Origin of the sequence: Mesorhizobium japonicum MAFF 303099 (assembly GCF_000009625.1) — a bacterium.
Classification (GTDB): domain Bacteria; phylum Pseudomonadota; class Alphaproteobacteria; order Rhizobiales; family Rhizobiaceae; genus Mesorhizobium; species Mesorhizobium japonicum.
The window spans coordinates 6732270-6747978 of sequence record NC_002678.2 but is presented as its reverse complement, the minus strand read 5'-3'; the positions used below and the strand labels follow the sequence as shown (position 1 = coordinate 6747978).

The 15709-nt window shown below is 62.8% G+C and carries 14 protein-coding genes; 2 read left to right on the top strand and 12 right to left on the bottom strand.

Annotation, left to right across the window (positions count from 1 at the left end; translation table 11 throughout):
- Positions 1–28 precede the first annotated feature (28 nt).
- The 3 genes from MAFF_RS33420 to MAFF_RS41010 form a co-directional block, all read right to left on the bottom strand.
- The gene (locus MAFF_RS33420) at positions 29–1237 is read right to left on the bottom strand and encodes a PAN domain-containing protein (protein WP_010915449.1); all 1209 of its coding nucleotides are present in this window, start codon (positions 1235–1237) and stop codon (positions 29–31) included.
- Positions 1221–2801: a hypothetical protein gene (locus MAFF_RS40405; RefSeq protein ID WP_197535291.1), complete on the bottom strand. Its 1581-nt coding sequence runs from the start codon at positions 2799–2801 to the stop codon at positions 1221–1223. The genes MAFF_RS33420 and MAFF_RS40405 overlap by 17 nt, the downstream gene beginning before the upstream one ends.
- A 253-nt stretch (positions 2802–3054) precedes the next feature.
- Positions 3055–3273 carry a hypothetical protein gene (locus tag MAFF_RS41010; RefSeq protein WP_010915447.1) on the bottom strand — a complete coding sequence of 73 codons (219 nt, stop codon included), beginning with the start codon at positions 3271–3273 and terminating at the stop codon, positions 3055–3057.
- Positions 3274–3532: 259 nt separating this feature from the next.
- On the opposite strand from MAFF_RS41010, the gene MAFF_RS33405 reads away from it, so the two are divergent.
- Complete coding sequence (locus MAFF_RS33405; protein WP_010915445.1) at positions 3533–4492, top strand: DMT family transporter; 960 nt, start codon at positions 3533–3535, stop codon at positions 4490–4492.
- A gap of 188 nt (positions 4493–4680) precedes the next feature.
- On the opposite strand, the gene MAFF_RS33400 is transcribed toward MAFF_RS33405, so the two are convergent.
- From MAFF_RS33400 to MAFF_RS33385, 4 genes are all read right to left on the bottom strand, one after another.
- On the bottom strand, positions 4681–5670 hold the full coding sequence (locus tag MAFF_RS33400) for a substrate-binding domain-containing protein (RefSeq protein ID WP_010915444.1): 990 nt from the start codon (positions 5668–5670) through the stop codon (positions 4681–4683).
- Positions 5671–5740: 70 nt separating this feature from the next.
- Positions 5741–6796 carry an ABC transporter permease gene (locus tag MAFF_RS33395; RefSeq protein ID WP_032929760.1) on the bottom strand — a complete coding sequence of 352 codons (1056 nt, stop codon included), beginning with the start codon at positions 6794–6796 and terminating at the stop codon, positions 5741–5743.
- On the bottom strand, positions 6796–8313 hold the full coding sequence (locus MAFF_RS33390) for a sugar ABC transporter ATP-binding protein (protein ID WP_010915442.1): 1518 nt from the start codon (positions 8311–8313) through the stop codon (positions 6796–6798). Before MAFF_RS33390 ends, MAFF_RS33395 begins: the two co-directional genes overlap by 1 nt.
- A 7-nt stretch (positions 8314–8320) precedes the next feature.
- Positions 8321–9352: a LacI family DNA-binding transcriptional regulator gene (locus MAFF_RS33385; RefSeq protein ID WP_010915441.1), complete on the bottom strand. Its 1032-nt coding sequence runs from the start codon at positions 9350–9352 to the stop codon at positions 8321–8323.
- A 216-nt stretch (positions 9353–9568) separates the two neighbouring features.
- On the opposite strand from MAFF_RS33385, the gene MAFF_RS33380 reads away from it, so the two are divergent.
- Positions 9569–10390, top strand: a complete 822-nt coding sequence (locus MAFF_RS33380) for an AraC family transcriptional regulator (RefSeq protein WP_044551663.1) — start codon at positions 9569–9571, stop codon at positions 10388–10390.
- A gap of 53 nt (positions 10391–10443) precedes the next feature.
- Here MAFF_RS33380 and MAFF_RS33375 read toward each other — a convergent pair whose 3' ends face one another.
- The 5 genes from MAFF_RS33375 to MAFF_RS33355 all read right to left on the bottom strand — a co-directional run bounded on the left by MAFF_RS33375 (position 10444) and on the right by MAFF_RS33355 (position 15661).
- Positions 10444–10758, bottom strand: a complete 315-nt coding sequence (locus MAFF_RS33375; protein WP_010915439.1) for an antibiotic biosynthesis monooxygenase — start codon at positions 10756–10758, stop codon at positions 10444–10446.
- A 245-nt stretch (positions 10759–11003) separates the two neighbouring features.
- Entirely contained in the window at positions 11004–11954 is a 951-nt protein-coding gene (locus tag MAFF_RS33370) for a bifunctional helix-turn-helix transcriptional regulator/GNAT family N-acetyltransferase (protein ID WP_010915438.1), read from the bottom strand.
- 70 nt (positions 11955–12024) lie between these two features.
- Positions 12025–13170 (bottom strand): DSD1 family PLP-dependent enzyme, encoded by a 1146-nt coding sequence (locus MAFF_RS33365; protein WP_010915437.1) that lies wholly within the window; start codon positions 13168–13170, stop codon positions 12025–12027.
- Positions 13167–14468, bottom strand: coding sequence for a D-arabinono-1,4-lactone oxidase (locus MAFF_RS33360; RefSeq protein WP_044550138.1), 1302 nt, complete (start codon positions 14466–14468; stop codon positions 13167–13169). Before MAFF_RS33360 ends, MAFF_RS33365 begins: the two co-directional genes overlap by 4 nt.
- Before the next feature lie 5 nt (positions 14469–14473).
- The gene (locus tag MAFF_RS33355; protein ID WP_044550136.1) at positions 14474–15661 is read right to left on the bottom strand and encodes an MFS transporter; all 1188 of its coding nucleotides are present in this window, start codon (positions 15659–15661) and stop codon (positions 14474–14476) included.
- Between the last annotated feature and the right edge of the window lie 48 nt (positions 15662–15709).

Sequence of the window (15709 nt, the reverse complement as noted above, 5' to 3'; positions counted from 1 at the left end):
AGACGTCGATCGCTTATGGGTATACGGCCTAGTTCCCGACGCTCTTGATTCCTGAGGCCACAGCTACGTTGTCGGATGATTGAGCGACGCTGTTGAACAGCGTGCACGACATTTCTTTGCTGCGGAAATTGAAACCCATACACGATTTTTCATTCGCGCATTGTAAGATGCAGTCTGGATACCTGAGTTGTCCCGTCCAATAAGGTACGCCGGAAACCTCGGTGTTCTTTGCGAATACTAGGTTCGAGTAGTGCAGATTGCTTTCGACAACCTTCTTGGCCGCCATCACAGATTCTTCGCTCTTCACAAGAACGGAAGCATCGCCTTTCATGAAGCAGGCTTGGTATTTGGTGTTGTATGTAACCGCCAAGCACGTAAAATCGTGGTCGCAAGCGTTCTGGCACTGCTCGGCAGTGACGCCTCGAATAGGCATGTTGGGCAGATCGTTTCCAATCGCGTCCCATCCAGATACGACTACAAAGCCGGTGTCAGGATCGGTCGGTGCAGTCATTATCGGGGGTTGCGGGGATACGCCACCCATTTGTCGACGAGGATCGGCGGCAAAATCCGCGGCTGCAAAAGTACGACCATCGAGCCACGCACAATTCGTTGCCAGCTGAATTGCCGTAGCATCTGTTAAGCCGACCTGTGCCAAAGTCTCGGGCGCAGATATGGGTGAGACAGGCTGTGTTTCTGGACCCAGCCTGTTAGCCAGTTGAACGTTTACGTCGACGCCCTGGACCATCCGACGCGAATAGCACCACGCAGTGTCCCACGAGCTGTCTTTTTCGTCCTTGAAGTGATGGCCTGAAATCAACTCCCATTTGTCTCCCTGGAAGTCGATCGTCTTCGTGGCGAACTTCGTGAAGTCCACGGTGACGACATCCGGTTCCTTCGGAGGCATTGGCGGCGTCGGCAGTTGCGTGGGCCGGGGAGTAGGCAGTGGGATGGAAGGCTTATCTGCTTTAGTTTCGGCAGGCTTCGCGGGTACTTCTACGCGCGGAGTATTCAGTTCTGAGATTGCAGGTCCGTTCTGCCACAGTCCAAGCTTCAAGCCCAAGCCGATCCCAATTGCTGCTACGGCGATTGCACCTCCGGTCGCAATTCGACGTAGTGCAGCCGCTTTGGAGATTTTCTCCTGAGCTGCGGCCTCAGCCTGTAGTGTCGGTATGGCAGAGCGCTTTACAATGAGGCCGACCGCCTGCTCGAGAAGAGCGGTGTTATGCCGGACGAGCATTGCCCTGCCCTTTCATCGACAACTTCACCAGATCGGCAACATCTGGCGGCAGCTCCTGATTCAGAGCCGTTCGAAGCACCTCTGGATCATCGGTAAACAGCGGAACGTAGAGGATCTCCTTGACGACCTTTTCAATTTCGACAGGGACCTCGACGCGCTTCTCGACTTCCTTTTCGACGACCTTCTCGACCGGCACCTCGATTGTCCGAATACGGCGCCACCGCCATCTTAAGAGCATGCGGCGAATGAGCGACGATAGTCGGCTTTGGGACTGAACTTCGCCGCGAGCGGCTATTCGTTGAAGCGCGAGCGCCACCATCGCTGTGATCGGCCCAGCCAGCGCTGCGATCACGGCTAGCGAACTGAACCAAATGACTGAGATCACACCTGCCTGTTCCGGTGTCACCTGCTCTGGCTTTGCACCGTACCATCTTGCCGCGATCCGTCGGACCTGGTCGGTGCGCGCCATTGGAATCCGCTCCTTCTCCAGGGCCGCGAGTTCCTTGGCTATTTGATCCTGCCTAACCTGATTTTGCGCGGCCACGGTCGCTTTGTTGGCTTCAGCGCCCTGGGCGTCGGCTAGCCTCTTGCCCGCCTCGTCAAGTCGCCTCTGCCAACTCGCGGCGTCTGCATCTCGTGTCTGCTCGAGATTCGATCGCCGACCTGTAAGCTTTTGGCGCTGGTCGGCCGTCATCGGCGGACTGCTCGCACGTAGCCGATCAAAATCAGATCGAAGTGACGCTATTTCCTGATCCAGTGGATCTATTTGAGCGTCGAACTTGGCGCCGATTTTGGACCTCGGATTTGCTAGCTTGGCGACCTCATCCTCCAACTTCCGAGCTGAATCGCTGTCGCCTGAGTCTCGGGCCATCTTGATGCGCTGGACGAAGCTGTCGCGCTGACGTTCGAACTGGTCGACGGCGTCTTTGATCTCAGCATCGCGCTGCTCAATCAGCGACGATCGAACCGTGTTCTTCTCTTCGATCTGGTCTCGAACACGGGATGCCTCCGGAGTAAGAGCTGTTGTCCCCTGCAATTCAGCGTCAACCTCCGCAATTTGTTTCTGGAAGCCGGCACGGGACTTTTCGGCAAGGGCGGTCATCTCCTCAAATTCGGCGCGAGCCTGGTCAACCTGATCAGCTTTCCTGCCGAGTTCATCTACCAAGGCAAGCTTCGACGCCTCCTGTTCCAGCGCGTCAATCTTGTTCACCAAATCTTCGTAGCGAAGCTGACGAAGGGCGCCTGCCCGCTCCATTCCCATAAAAACGGTCTCGAACGTAATACCCGCGAGGATCAACAGGAAGATGAGTACTATGGGCTTCCACACCCAAGATACGCTGAAAAGCAGAGTGGCAATTGGGATTTTGGTAAGTTCGGCGATGGCGACCATCAAAAATGGTGCACTTGCGAGTGTCAGATCCATGGCAGTGACGGACTCGCTGGCCGCGAAAGCTTGATAGCCAAGAGCTACGCCAGTCGTAAGACCGATAGTCGCCGCTGCCAGCTCAAGCGCCCATGCCCCCCTATAGGTCCACTGCCCATAGGTCGCGAGCTTTTGGCTCATCGTTGTTTGCATTTTGCGCCCCCGATCCGGCAAATCCACGCGCACGGATCTGATGGCATTACACCGAAAAGTAACTATGTTCGCAACTGTTATGAGTGGGCAATCGGCAAATATCCTGAGTCGTAGTTAAGGCTGAGTCGACTTGAGTGGCGACTATACCAAGATCTTAGACCTGAAGCGCCTCTTCTTCCCCAAGATTATTATTGCTTTGTCAACGCTGCTGAATCAACAGCTCCAAACACACGCGACATGCCTACCTGACCGAAATGCGGCGCGAAACTGCCATTCTTCGGCAGGCCCAACCAAAACGAACAAGGCCCCTTCCGGGGCCTTGCGCATCAAATTCAGTGCCGGGCTCTCCGGCCCTCACTTCCATCAGCTGCCTGGCATTCTCTGCCGTGATCGCGGTCGTCTCCACCTTCACCGTTGGTTCCACCGAAGTCCCGCAGTCGAGCAGGATCTTCTTCGACATCTCGATCGCGCACCCGTCGGGTAAGTGAAGGTCGCGCGGCCCAGTCGCCCTTTGGCAACGGCCTCGATGCCGCCCACCGGTTCGGGCAAGCCAACGGTGCCGATGATCTTGACGTCCTTGCCGGCGCCCCTGGCGGTGAGCAGTGCGCCAGCCGCCATCGGCCGAACGCCTTTCGACCCTTTCAAAACGGATGCACGACCCGACGACGCAGGCTATGCTGCCCCCATCGGGCCGACGTCATCGAAGGGGAGGACATGACATGCAGGCAATACCGATAGCGCATCAAGCCGCGCAGCCCGTGGTCGGGCCCATATCCTCCTTGACCGGCTATCCGGCCGCCATCCTGTGCTGGCTGCTTTCGGCTGGCGTCTATATCGCGGCCAAATGGGTGGCGCCTGAAATGCCGCCCTGGGGCCTCTGCTTCTGGCGGCTGACGCTTGCTTGCGCCATCCTGCTGCCGATTGTGCACCGTCATCACGGCGCGATGATCGGGCTTTTGCGAACTCGCGCCGTGGAGGTCGTCGCCGTGGGGGCGATCGGCCTTACGCTATGCCAGGGCATGATCTACCATGGCCTCAACGACACCAACGCCACCACGGCCGGCATCATCATGGCGCTGTCGCCTGTCATGACGATGGTGCTCGCCCGTTTCGTGCTTGGCGAACCGCTCGGGCTGTGGAAGTCGCTTGGCGCGCTGGTTGCGCTCGCCGGAATGATTTTCATCGTTGCCCACGGGAACCTGACGGCGCTGCTGCAACTCGAGTTCAACGCCGGCGAGTTGTGGATCGTCGGCAGCGCGTTCTGCTGGGGCCTGTACACCGTGCTTTTGCGCCGTGCCAAATTCGGCATCGAACTCCTGCCGATGGTCGTGCTGCTGCTCGGCGCCGGCGCGCTGGTCGCCTTGCCTTTCCATTTGTGGGAATTGTTCAACGACGAACGCTCCGTCATGAACGTCCACAGCATTCTCGCGCTCGCCTATCTGGCAGGTCCCGGCGGCGCCTTGATGTACTATCTCTACAACAAAAGCGTGGAAACACTCGGCGCGAGTCGGGCGAGCATGCTGCTCTACCTGCAGACGGTGTTCGTCGCCATGCTTGCCTATCTGCTGCTCGGCGAGGATTTGCACGATTACGATCTGATCGGTGCGGCCTTCATTGTTGCCGGCATCATACTCGCCACCGTGATCAAACCCAGGTCAGCTGAACCACGCGTGGCGTAGAAATCTTGCGAGTGACGGCCGAGCCGTTAGCGCTTGGACGACCCATGTCGGCTTTCGATGGACGGCGATAGCCTCGCGAACGACCGAAATGCGGCACGAGTTGTCATTCTTCGGCGGGCCCTTCCAAAACGAACAAGGCCCCTCCCGGGGCCTTGCGCATCAAGTTCAGTGCCGGGCTCTTCGCCCCCTCACTTCCCCATCAGTTGCTTGGCGTTCTCCGCCGTGATCGCGGTCGTTTCCACCGTCACCGTCGGTTCCACCGAGGTCGCGCAGTCGAGCAGGATCTTCTTCGACATCTCGATCGCTTCCTTCGCACCTGTCGGATAGGTGAAGGTGGCGGCCCAGTCGCCCTTGGCAACGGCCTCGATGCCGCCGGCCGGCCCGGGCAGGCCGTCGGTGCCGATGATCTTGACCTGCTTGCCAGCGCCCTTGGCGGCGAGCAGCGCGCCGGCCGCCATCATGTCGTTGGAGGCATAGAGCACCTTGATGTCGGGATGAGCCTGCAGCATGGCGGCAAAGGCGGTCTGGGCTTTGTCCGGCACCCAGTCGGCGGCCTGCTCGGCGACGACCTGGATCTTGGCGTTCTCCTTGACGCCGTCCTTGAAGCCGTTGAGCCGCTCCACCGCCGGCGTCGAGCTCGGCAGGCCTTCCAGCACCGCCGCCTCGCCGCCGTCCGGCAGCAAGGTCTTGGCTGTGTATTTGCCGGCCTCGAGCGCGATCTTGTAATTGTCGCCGCCGATGAAGGCGGTGTAGTCCTTGCCGGGATCGCCGACCGTCTTGCGGTCGAGCTCGATGACGGGGATGCCGGCATCCATGGCGCGCTTCACCGCCGGCGTCAGCGGTGCCGCCTCGAAGGGCGAGATCAGCAGCAGATCGACCTTCTGGGTAATGAAATTGTCGACCTGCGAGGTCTGCGTGTTGACGTTGCCGGCGCCGTCGGCGATCTGCAGCGCGAAGCCCGGCACGGCCTTGGCCGCCGCGGTCAGCTCGTCATTGACGTGCTGGCGATAGGGTTCGGCGTTGTTGGCCTGCGAAAAGCCGATGACGAACTGGCCGTCCTTGGCGCAGGCCTTGACCATCGGGTCGGCAGCCTGGGCGGATCCCGCAATGCACAGGCCCGCGCCTGCCAGAAGCAGGGCATGAAGCGTGCGCCTCGTTCCTTGTCTTGTGGTCTTCATACTCACTCTCCTCCTTGTCGGGCCGGGGGGCCAGACCTTGGTTGACTTCGACTTTGTTGCCGCCTTCCTCCTAACGACCCAAACCCTCGCGGCGGCGAACGAGGGATTGAAGCACTGCCGCCAGCACGATGATCGCGGCGGTCGCGAGCAACTGCATGGCCGGCGTGATGTTGTTGAGCTGCAGGATGTTGGCGAGCGCGCCCAGCATGATGGTGCCGGCCACGGTGCCAACCATCGAGCCGGCGCCGCCAAACAGGCTTGTGCCACCGATGACCACGGCGGCGATCGCGGTGAGCTCGTAGCCCATGCCGTCATTGGCGCTGCCGAAATTGAACTGGCCGGCATGGACGATGCCGGCCAGAGCCGAAGCAAAACCGGTGATGGCATAGACCGAGATCTTCACCATCGAGACGGGCACGCCGGAAATGCGCGCGGCGCGCTCATTGCCGCCGACGGCGAAGACATAGCGGCCGAAGCGCGTGGTGTTGAGCACGATGGTTGCGATCGCGGCAAAGACGATGAAGACGATGGTGGCGACCGGCACGGTGTTGTTGAACAGCCGCTCGCCGAGGATCGCAAACACCGGCGGTGCCAGGCCCGGCCCGTCGCCATAGGAAATATTGATGTACTGGTTGCCCGAGACGACCAGCGCCAGGCCGCGCGCCGCCTGCAAGCCGGCGAGCGTGACGATGAACGGCTCCAGCCGAAAGCGGGTGGAGATGGTGCCCTGGATGGCGCCGAAGACGACGCCCATGATAAGCACGGCGAGGATGGTGGGAATGAGCCCGAAGCCGCCCGAGATCATCATCGACGCGGTGACGACGCTGGACAGGCCGAGCACCGCGCCGACCGACAGGTCGATGCCGGCGGTGATGATGACGAAGGTCATGCCGATGGCGATGATGCCGGTCTCCGACACGGCGCGCACGATGTTGGCGATGTTGTCGGGATCGAGGAACAGGATCTGGCCGTGCCGGCGCGGCGAGAAGATGATGCCGCCGATCGCCACCACGACCAGGCCGATCAGGCTCTGGAAGCGCACCACCAAAGCGAGCGGATCGCGATGCCTTGGCGCTGCCGCCGGCACCGCCGGGCTCGCTGTCACCGAAATCTTCTGCTCAGACATCAGGCCTCCCTGCCATTTGCCGCGTCAAGCACCGTGTGCTCGTCGACGCCGCCGATGAATTCCGCCACGTTGCGCCCTTCGCGCAGCACCACGATCCGGTCGCACAGGCCGATGAGCTCCGGCATCTCACTGGACGCAACCAATATGCCGAGCCCCTGCGCCGCCAACTGCCTCAGGCGCGCGTAGATCTCGCCTTTGGCACCGACATCGACGCCGCGGGTCGGCTCGTCGAGCAGCAGCAGCCGGGGATTGCCGAGAATCTCCTTGGCCAGCACCACCTTCTGCTGGTTGCCGCCGGACAGCGCACCGACGGCGATGTCGGGATTTTTCGGCCTGATATCGAACTGGCCGAAGGACTGCTTCACCGCGTCCGCCTGGCGGCGCTGCGACATCAGGCCGAAGGGCGAGATGCGGCGGATCACCGACATGACCAAATTGAGGCCCACAGCCATTCTGAGCATCAGCCCGCTGCCGCGCCGGTCGTCCGTGACGAAGGCGATGCCGGCCGAGCGGGCCGCGCTGATCGAATCCAGGCTTACCGGCCGGCCATCGATGGCGACCTCACCTTCCCAACGGCCGGACAGGCCGGTGCCATAGAGCGCGCTGAGCAGTTCGGTGCGCCCTGCCCCCATGATGCCGGCCAGCCCGACGATCTCGCCCGCCTTGACGTCGAGCGAGACGCCGCTCGGCGGCTGCCAGCCGGCGCTTTCATGGGCGAGCCTGAAGCTGGCATCGCGCAGACTGAGCAGTGTCCTGCCGGCCTTCGTCGACCGTTCGGGATAAAGCTCATCCAGCGGCCGGCCGACCAGAAGCCGGACCAGTTCGGCCTGCGGCGCGTGCGGCTCGGTGACGCCCGCGACGCGACCGTCGCGCATCACCGTCACCCGGTCGGCGATCTGCGGCACCTCCTCGAGGCGATGCGAGATGTAGACGATGCCGACGCCGCTGGCGGCAAGCTTGCGCATGATGTCGAACAGCCTGTCGACCTCGCCGACCGTGAGTGCCGCCGTCGGCTCGTCCATGATCAGCACACGCGAGGCGTAGGACAGTGCCTTGACGATCGCTACGACCTGGCGCTGGCCAATCGAAAGGTTCGCCACCATGCTGGCCGGATCGATGGCCAGTTCGATGGCTTCGAGCCGTTTGCGGGCCTCGCTGCGCATCGCCGGCACATCGAGGAAGCCGCCCGGCCGCATCAACTCGCGGCCAAGGAAAAGGTTGGCGGCGACGTCGAGTGTCGGCACCAGGTCGAGTTCCTGAAAGATGGTGGCGATGCCGGCCGCCTGCGCCTCGCGCGGGTTGTTGAAGGCTACCTGCTTGCCGTCGATGTGGATGGTGCCCTCGTCCGGCGTGTAGACGCCCGACAACAGGTTCATCAGCGTCGATTTACCGGCGCCGTTTTCGCCAAGCAAGGCATGGATCTCGCCCGCCTTGAGGTCGAAGTCGACGCCGCGCAGCGCCTGGACGCCGCCGAAGCGCTTGACCGCGCCGATGACGGAAAGCAGCGGCGCGCTCATGCTGACCTCATGGGGCTGACCTCATGGGGCTGACCTCATGGGGGGCCGGCCTCGCGCAGGACTCCCGCACCTGCAGCGCCGCCCGCAGCCGCACCGCCTGCGGCTCCAGGTCGGTCGATGCAATGCGAGCGCACAGCAGGGCCGCCGCCTGCCGTCCGATCTCGGTGCAGGGTTGCGCGACCAGTGTCAGCCGCGGCTCGAAGCAATCGGCCCATTCGAAGTCGTCGAAGCCGGCGAGCGAGAGGTCGCCGGGGATAGAGAGCCCCCTCTCGCGGATGGCGCGAACTGCCCCGATGGTCGTCATGTTGTTGCCCGTGACCAATGCGGTGGGCGGCGACGGCAGAGACAGGATCGCATGGGTCGATGCGGTCGCGCTCGCCGTGTCGACATTCTCCGGCGAGACATAGTGCGGCACGCATTCAAGTCCATTGGCGGCCAGCGAGGCGCGAAAGGCCTCAACGCGTTCGCGGGTCGTCGCCAAACCCGGCTGGCCGGCGATGTAGCCGATGCGCTTGTGGCCGAAGGCGGCGACATGATCGATCAGCGCGCGCATCGATGACTGGTTCTCGACGCCGATCTGGTCGAAACGCTCGTCGGCGAAACGGTCGATGAGCACGCAGGGCAGCTTCTTCTCGGCCAGGTAATCGATGGCGCGCTGCGGCGCGCCCGACGGCGCCAGGATTACGCCGTCGACGCGACGCTGGTGGAAGGCGCGCACCACCGAAAGCTCGCGGTCGGGGTCCTCCTGCGTGTCGGAGAGGAAGACCATGAGGCCGAGGCGCGCGCATTCGGCCTCCACCGCACAGATGATATCGGTGAAATAAGGGTTGGAAATCGCCGAGATCGCCAGGCCGACGCTGTTGGTCGAGGCCACTTTCAGCGACCGCGCCAGCTCGTTGGGCTGGTAGCCCATCGCGGCGATTGCGTCGTTGATGAGCCGGGCCTTCTCCGGCGAGACGAAGCGGGTGCGGTTGATGACATGCGAGACGGTCGAAACCGATACGCCAGCGCGGCGCGCGACCTCAGCCATTGTCGGCATGGCGACTCAAATGGAGTGCTGGCAAGCGCTCCTCCCTGATGATGCGTTCCAGTCCGCTCTCATTGGCTTTGGCGGATTTCGATGGACCATAATGTCATCGAAACGTTTGCGCAATCGATTCGATGGCTTTGTTCGACCAAATTCGTGCGTGGCGCAATTTCGATCAAATTGCCACGCAAGAAAGCGGCAAGATGGTCCGGCCAAATGCGAGAAGCCATGAACCCGACCGAGAAAGCGCTGTGGTTTGTCGAGAGCCATCTGCCGGAGGCGATCTCGCTCGACGATGTCGCGGCAAGCAGCGGCGTGTCGCGCTTTCATGTGACGCGCGCCTTCGGCGCCGCCACCGGCCGCTCCGTCATGGGTTATGCGCGCGCACGGCGCTTGACCGAGGCGGCGCGCAGGCTGGCCGACGGGGCGCCCGACATCCTCTCGGTGGCGCTCGATGCCGGCTACAACTCGCATGAGGCCTTCACCCGGGCCTTCCGCGACCAGTTCGGCACGACGCCGGAGCTGGTGCGCGCGCAAGGCTCGACCAAGACCCTCGACCTCGTGGAGCCGATCCTGATGGACCAGTCCTTTCTTGCCAACCTCGAGCCACCGCGCTTCGAGACCAGCCTCGCGGGGCTGGGCGAACGCTACAGCTGCGAGACCAGCGCCGCCATTCCCATGCAATGGCAACGCTTCGGCCCCTATATCGGCAACATTCCGGGCGAGACCGGCGACGTCGCCTATGGCGTCTGCGTCAACGGCGACGATGCCGGCAATTTCGACTACATCGCCGGCGTCGAGGTCTCGGACTTTTCCGACCTTTCCAGGGAATTCAGCCGCGTGCGCATACCGGCGCAGAAATATGCGGTGTTTTCGCATCGCGAGCACATTTCGACCATCCGCCGCACCGTCAACACGATCTGGAACAAATGGCTGCCGGCCTCCGGGCACGAAATAGCGGACGCGCCGGAATTCGAACGCTATGGGCCGGAGTTCGATCCGCGCAGCGGCAATGGCGGGCTGGAGATCTGGATACCGGTCAAGTCCTAGGTATCGAGCAGACCGTACCTTGACATGGGCCAAGGTACGGTCCGCCGCTTCGCCTACTCCACGGTGAGAGCGACCTCATAGAGACCGGGATGAGCCTGACCCAAGGCCCGGTTGCGGTCGAGAAAACCGTTGCCGCGCAGATGCTCGAAGACCCGCTGCATGGCCGCCTGATCCTGCGCCTGGGCGTAGTTGACGACCCGCGTGCCGTCGAGACTTCGGTGCAGGCTGGCGGACATCCAGCCGGGAATGCCGCGGCAACTCATTGCCGCCTCCCGCAGCAAGTCGATCAGCGCCTGCTGTCCGCCTTCGGGCACGGTGAAGACATTGATCTGGGTGATGACGCCGGTGTCGGCGCGAATGATGGGCATTTTGCTTCTCCTTCGTTGGCGCTTGGCAAACGAAGGAACGCCGATCAGCGAAGACCCCGAACGCCAAGCCGGGCGTAAAGCACGCCGTGGGCTTGCCGTGGGTTCCCATATTGGATGGGAACGGAGCTTCCAGCTTGTGGAAGGGAGCGGGCTTACCATGTGCCGCTCAAGGGTCCTTTTCGACCCGCGTTTCATATCATCGACGCAAGGCGCCAACAACCGCGCGTCGTGCCGGACGGCGTTCGCTAGAGGTCGAGATCCCAGGTCTGACCGACCAGATCCTTGCCGAAGGAATGGTGGCGCTCTTCATCGATCAGTTTGAAGCCGGCGGCCTGGTAGATGTGTCGGGCGGCGGTCAGGATGTCGTTGGTCCACAAGGTCAGCGTCTTGTAACCCTTGGCGCGGGCAAAGCCGATGCATTCCTCGACCAGCCGCTTGCCGATGCCGAGACCACGCGCCGAGGGTTCGACATAGAGCAGGCGCAGCTTCGCCACCTCGGGCGATTTGCGCACGACAAAGACCGAGCCGACGACCTCGCCGTCGCGCTCGGCGATCCAGCTGCGCTCCCATTTCGGGTCGAAGGATTTCACGAACGCCGCGAGGATTTCGGCGACCAGCGCCTCATAGGTTTCGTCCCAGCCATAATCCTGCGCGTAGAGCATGCCTTGCCGGCGGGTGACCCAGCCGATGTCACCGATCTGCAGCGGCCGCAGCAGATAGGGGATTTTCGGCTCGGCGCTTTCGTCCAGCAGTGCCTGGACCGTGCGCATGGACTTCACCAGCCGGTCCTGCTCCGAAGCAGGCAGTCGATCGAGCAAGGCGGCCACCTGGTCATGCGAATCCTTGTTCAGCGGCGCGAAGGCATTCCTGCCCGCCGGCGTCAGCGCAATCGTGGATTGCCTGGCGTCCGAAACCAGCGTCGACCTGGAGATGAGGTCAAGGCGTTCGAATTTCTTCAGCAGGCGGCTGACATAGCCGGCATCGAGACCGAGATCGCGCCCGAGGTCAGTTGCGGTCAGGCCGTCGCGATGCGCCAGCTCGTAGAGCACACGCGCCTCGGTCAGCGAGAAGGCGCTTTTGAGCAGCCCTTCGTCAAGCAGGCCGATCTGACGGGTGTAGAAGCGGTTGAAGGCTCGCACCGCATCGATCAGCTGCTTATTGGGCGCTTCGTTGTTGGGCTGATGGTGAATCGTCATGGTCATCTCCTGTCTCGCAGGATCAACCATTTACTTGACGGAGTCAACTATATGGATTTGCCGGCCCCGATCACATCATCGGCAACACCGGCCAGCGATCGATGATCCTGCCACCGGAAAACACCGCGATCGGCCCGAATTGCTGCAGCACAGCCTCGCTCTGCGTTGGCCGCAGGAACGCGTAGTCGCCTGGCCTGGCGACGCTGTCGACCGGCAGGCCCATGAATTGCTGATTGGATGAGAGACCGAGCAGGCCGTTCGTCCTCATGCCCTCGGGAAAGACCGGTTCGGCCATCCATTTGCCGCCATAGAGATAGCAGCCCTTGCGTGGAAACCGGCCGAGCGCCTGCAGCAGGCGGGTAACGGCCGGCGGACCCGGCAGCATCGGCGCGACCACTTTCAGGATCGGCGCCGCGATGAAGGCGGCCGGCTGGAAACCAACGAGGCCCGCTGTGTCGAAATCGCTGGGCAGCACGAAGGCCGACCCCATCGACACTTCATTGGCAATACCGCCATGATGAAGCAGCGCGGTCTTGCTGCCGCCAATGTTCAGGATGCGGCGCTGGTCAGCACCCAAGCACGCGACGAAAGCGGCAGCCCGGTCGGAGCCCTGCGCCAACGCCTTGGCCGGGCCGCCGAACAGGCCAGGAATGTGCGGCGCATGCGCCTCATAGGCCATGACGCCTTCGCAGCGCAGCCTTTTGTGGGCCGGCAGCGCGCTTAACGCTTTCGACAAGGTCTCCGGGCTGGCGAAGCCGCCGCGATGCAGCCCGACATCGATCTCGAAGGCGATGCGCAGCTCAGTGCCGATTTCGTCGGCCAAAGCGCCATATTCAGCCAGCCTCTCCTGCGTATCGATCAGCCAGCAGACACGTGACCAGTCGGCGTCACCCTTCACAAGTGCCGCCCTTGCCGCCCCCACTGGCATCGGCTTGCCATACAGGAGATCCGCGTCCCGAAACGCTTTCAGCACTGCCGCGCTGATCGGCGGATGGAAAGTCATGAAGCGGTCGGTTCCGACCTTCTTGCCGATATGCGAAAGCAGCGGCAGGCAAGCGAGCGACTTGTCGACCAGCCGCACGGCAAGGCTGGGATCAAGCCGCGCTTTGACCAGCGCAATGTTGCCGTCCACCCGGTCGCGGTCGAGCAGCAGACAAGGCTGGAAGATGCCGGCGGTTTTCAGTGCTTCAGAGAGCGCGGCAAAATAGGCGCTCATGGGTCAATGCCAAAAGGACTGGGTTCAATACCGAACAGGCCGGCCATGTAGGGCGAGACGAAGCGGTTTTGCGGATCGATGTCGCGGCGCACCGCCATGGCATCGTCCCAGCGCGGATAGAGCTTCTTGAAGTCCGCCGCTTTCAGGCTGTGCATCTTGCCCCAATGCGGCCTGCCACCATATCTGCGGAAGATCGGCTCGGCCGCCTGCATGAAGGGCAGCGGATCGCTCGCGGCGTCATGGTGGATGGCGATCGAACAGGTCGGCCTGTTGTAGAAGGGCGATAGCCAGAACTTGTCGGGCGCGACGCTGCGCACCTCCATCGGGAAATAGACCTCGGGAAAGCGCTTCTCGGTCAGCTCGATGATCTCGGCCAGCGCCTTCGGCCCCTCCTCGAACGGGAGGTGATATTCCATCTCGTTGAACTTGGTCTGGCGGTCACTGGCATAGACGTTGAGCCAGTCCTGCACATAATCCTCGGAAGGCACTTTCGCGACCGCGCCGAGGATCAGCCGGCGGCGCAGAGACGGCAGCCAGGCGAGCCCGGTGCGTAGCCGGCGCAGCGTGCGCAAAGAGCCTTCGTCATCGTCGGTCGGGCGCGTGGTGGTCGCCTCGGTGCTGAAATCGCTGGCGATGAACTGCGCATAGCCGGAAAATGGAATGTAGTAGAATTCGGCCGACCGGTGCGCGGTCATCATCTTTTCGAAATCGCGCAGCATGTCGCCGATCGGCAGCACCCATTTGCGGCGGCGCAGCCGGTAGGTCGCGATGTTGTTCAGCGTCACTTCGCTCAAGACGCCGAACGCACCGAGCGCGACGCCGATGGCGTGGATCATGTCCTGATCCCCTGCCCTGGTGAAGTCGCGGACCTTGCCAAGCCCGTCGACGATCTGCACCGTCTCCAATTGCGTATGATAGGCGCCGAGCGTCGGCCCCGACCCATGGGTGGCGGTCCCCAGCGCGCCGCCGATCGCCTGGCGGTCGATGTCGCCCATATTGGGCAGGCCCTGGCCGATGCCTTGCAGGATGTGCATGAGCGGACCAAGCCGCGTCCCTGCCTTCACGCGTGCCTGATGCTTTTGCGGATCATGCGAGACCAGCCCTTCCAGCTTTTCCAGAGACAGGATGGTGCCTTGCGACTTCACCAGCGGCGTGAAGGAATGGCCGGCGCCGACGACACGGACCGGGCCGGGTGCGGTGCGAACGAGATCGCCGAGTTCGCCAGCATCGGCGGGGCTTGCGATCAGCCGGGGTTCAGCGGTGACAAAGCCCGACCAGTTGCTCCAGATGTTCGACATGGCGCTCACGCAACAACCTGGCGACGCCGCGCCACGAGGAGGAACAGGCCGAGCAACAGCACACTGGCCAAGGCACTGCCGGCGGCGAATTCCGGAACCGGGCGGAAATCCTTGCCGTCGATGAGCAGCGACGCTGCAACCGGCCCAATCGCCAGACCGAAGAGCTGCGCGGCCGGCACCAAGAGCACGGCGGTGCGGGTGTCATCGGCCGTGATCGCCAGCCGGATCTGGTAGGGCACGATGAACAGGAGGATGAAACCCATGACCAGGGCAGCGACCCAGAAGGTGGTGAGGCCAGGTCCGCTGGCCAGCACGAGCGAGGCGACAAGCGCGACGGTGCCAATGACTGCGATGGCAATGCGGTAATCGATGCGCGCTTCGAACACGGTCGCCGTCATCGCGCCCAGGACCTGCACCGCGAGGCTGGCCGAGACGATCAGGCCGACGGTGCGGCCGTCAATGCCGAACTGGGCGCCAACCGGCTCCAGGAACGCCCAGACCGAGCCGAAGAACATGAAGTAGCAGAAGACGCACAACAGCGCGGTGATCGCGGGAACCGTCAGCACATTGGCCAGGTTCTCTTCCTTCGGCAGATCGGCGTAATCGGTGGGGACGGCGAAGGCGACGGTGAGCGACAGGACGCAGACGACCGCGAGAATGAGGAAGCCGCCAGCCGATCCGGCAGCCGGGATGGCATAGAGCGCCAGCAGCAGGGCGAGCGCGCATTGCGCCAGCGTCTGCATGGTGACGAAAAAGCCGCCGATGCGTTCGGCGCGCCGCGAACGGGCGATCAATTCGGTGGCGACCGCGACCAGCCCGCCTTCGGCGAGGCCGGCCAAAGCGCGTGCCGCCGTCAGCGTATTGGCGCCGCCGGCATAGGCCGTCCAGACATTCGCCAGCGCCAACAGGAGCAGCAGCACCGCACTTTTCCAGCGCATGTTGCGGGCCGACAGCAACATCGCGACGATCGCCGAACCGATGGCGATGGCGATCATCTCGGCGGTGGCGACCAGCGCCAGTTCATCGCCGCTGACATGGCCCTCTGTGTAGAGGGCACCGAGCAGCACGGGCTGCAAACCGAGAATGAGCAGGCCGACCGACCCGATCCACAGAGCCGAGGCAAGCTGCCCGCCAGTCGGGTTGCCGACGAGCCAGTCGCCGTCGCCAGCATGGCCGACACTTGTCGAAGTCAAAGGCGCCTCCCAACGTCCTTGCCGCACGGCAAAAAAGCTGACAATCTG

Excerpts from the sequence above, each read along its gene's own strand:
- MAFF_RS33420 (WP_010915449.1), bottom strand. The coding sequence starts at position 1,237 with ATGCTCGTCCGGCATAACACCGCTCTTCTCGAGCAGGCGGTCGGCCTC.
- MAFF_RS40405 (WP_197535291.1), bottom strand. The coding sequence starts at position 2,801 with ATGAGCCAAAAGCTCGCGACCTATGGGCAGTGGACCTATAGGGGGGCA.
- MAFF_RS41010 (WP_010915447.1), bottom strand. The coding sequence starts at position 3,273 with ATGTCGAAGAAGATCCTGCTCGACTGCGGGACTTCGGTGGAACCAACG.
- MAFF_RS33405 (WP_010915445.1), top strand. The coding sequence starts at position 3,533 with ATGCAGGCAATACCGATAGCGCATCAAGCCGCGCAGCCCGTGGTCGGG.
- MAFF_RS33400 (WP_010915444.1), bottom strand. The coding sequence starts at position 5,670 with ATGAAGACCACAAGACAAGGAACGAGGCGCACGCTTCATGCCCTGCTT.
- MAFF_RS33395 (WP_032929760.1), bottom strand. The coding sequence starts at position 6,796 with ATGTCTGAGCAGAAGATTTCGGTGACAGCGAGCCCGGCGGTGCCGGCG.
- MAFF_RS33390 (WP_010915442.1), bottom strand. The coding sequence starts at position 8,313 with ATGAGCGCGCCGCTGCTTTCCGTCATCGGCGCGGTCAAGCGCTTCGGC.
- MAFF_RS33385 (WP_010915441.1), bottom strand. The coding sequence starts at position 9,352 with ATGCCGACAATGGCTGAGGTCGCGCGCCGCGCTGGCGTATCGGTTTCG.
- MAFF_RS33380 (WP_044551663.1), top strand. The coding sequence starts at position 9,569 with ATGAACCCGACCGAGAAAGCGCTGTGGTTTGTCGAGAGCCATCTGCCG.
- MAFF_RS33375 (WP_010915439.1), bottom strand. The coding sequence starts at position 10,758 with ATGCCCATCATTCGCGCCGACACCGGCGTCATCACCCAGATCAATGTC.
- MAFF_RS33370 (WP_010915438.1), bottom strand. The coding sequence starts at position 11,954 with ATGACGATTCACCATCAGCCCAACAACGAAGCGCCCAATAAGCAGCTG.
- MAFF_RS33365 (WP_010915437.1), bottom strand. The coding sequence starts at position 13,170 with ATGAGCGCCTATTTTGCCGCGCTCTCTGAAGCACTGAAAACCGCCGGC.
- MAFF_RS33360 (WP_044550138.1), bottom strand. The coding sequence starts at position 14,468 with ATGTCGAACATCTGGAGCAACTGGTCGGGCTTTGTCACCGCTGAACCC.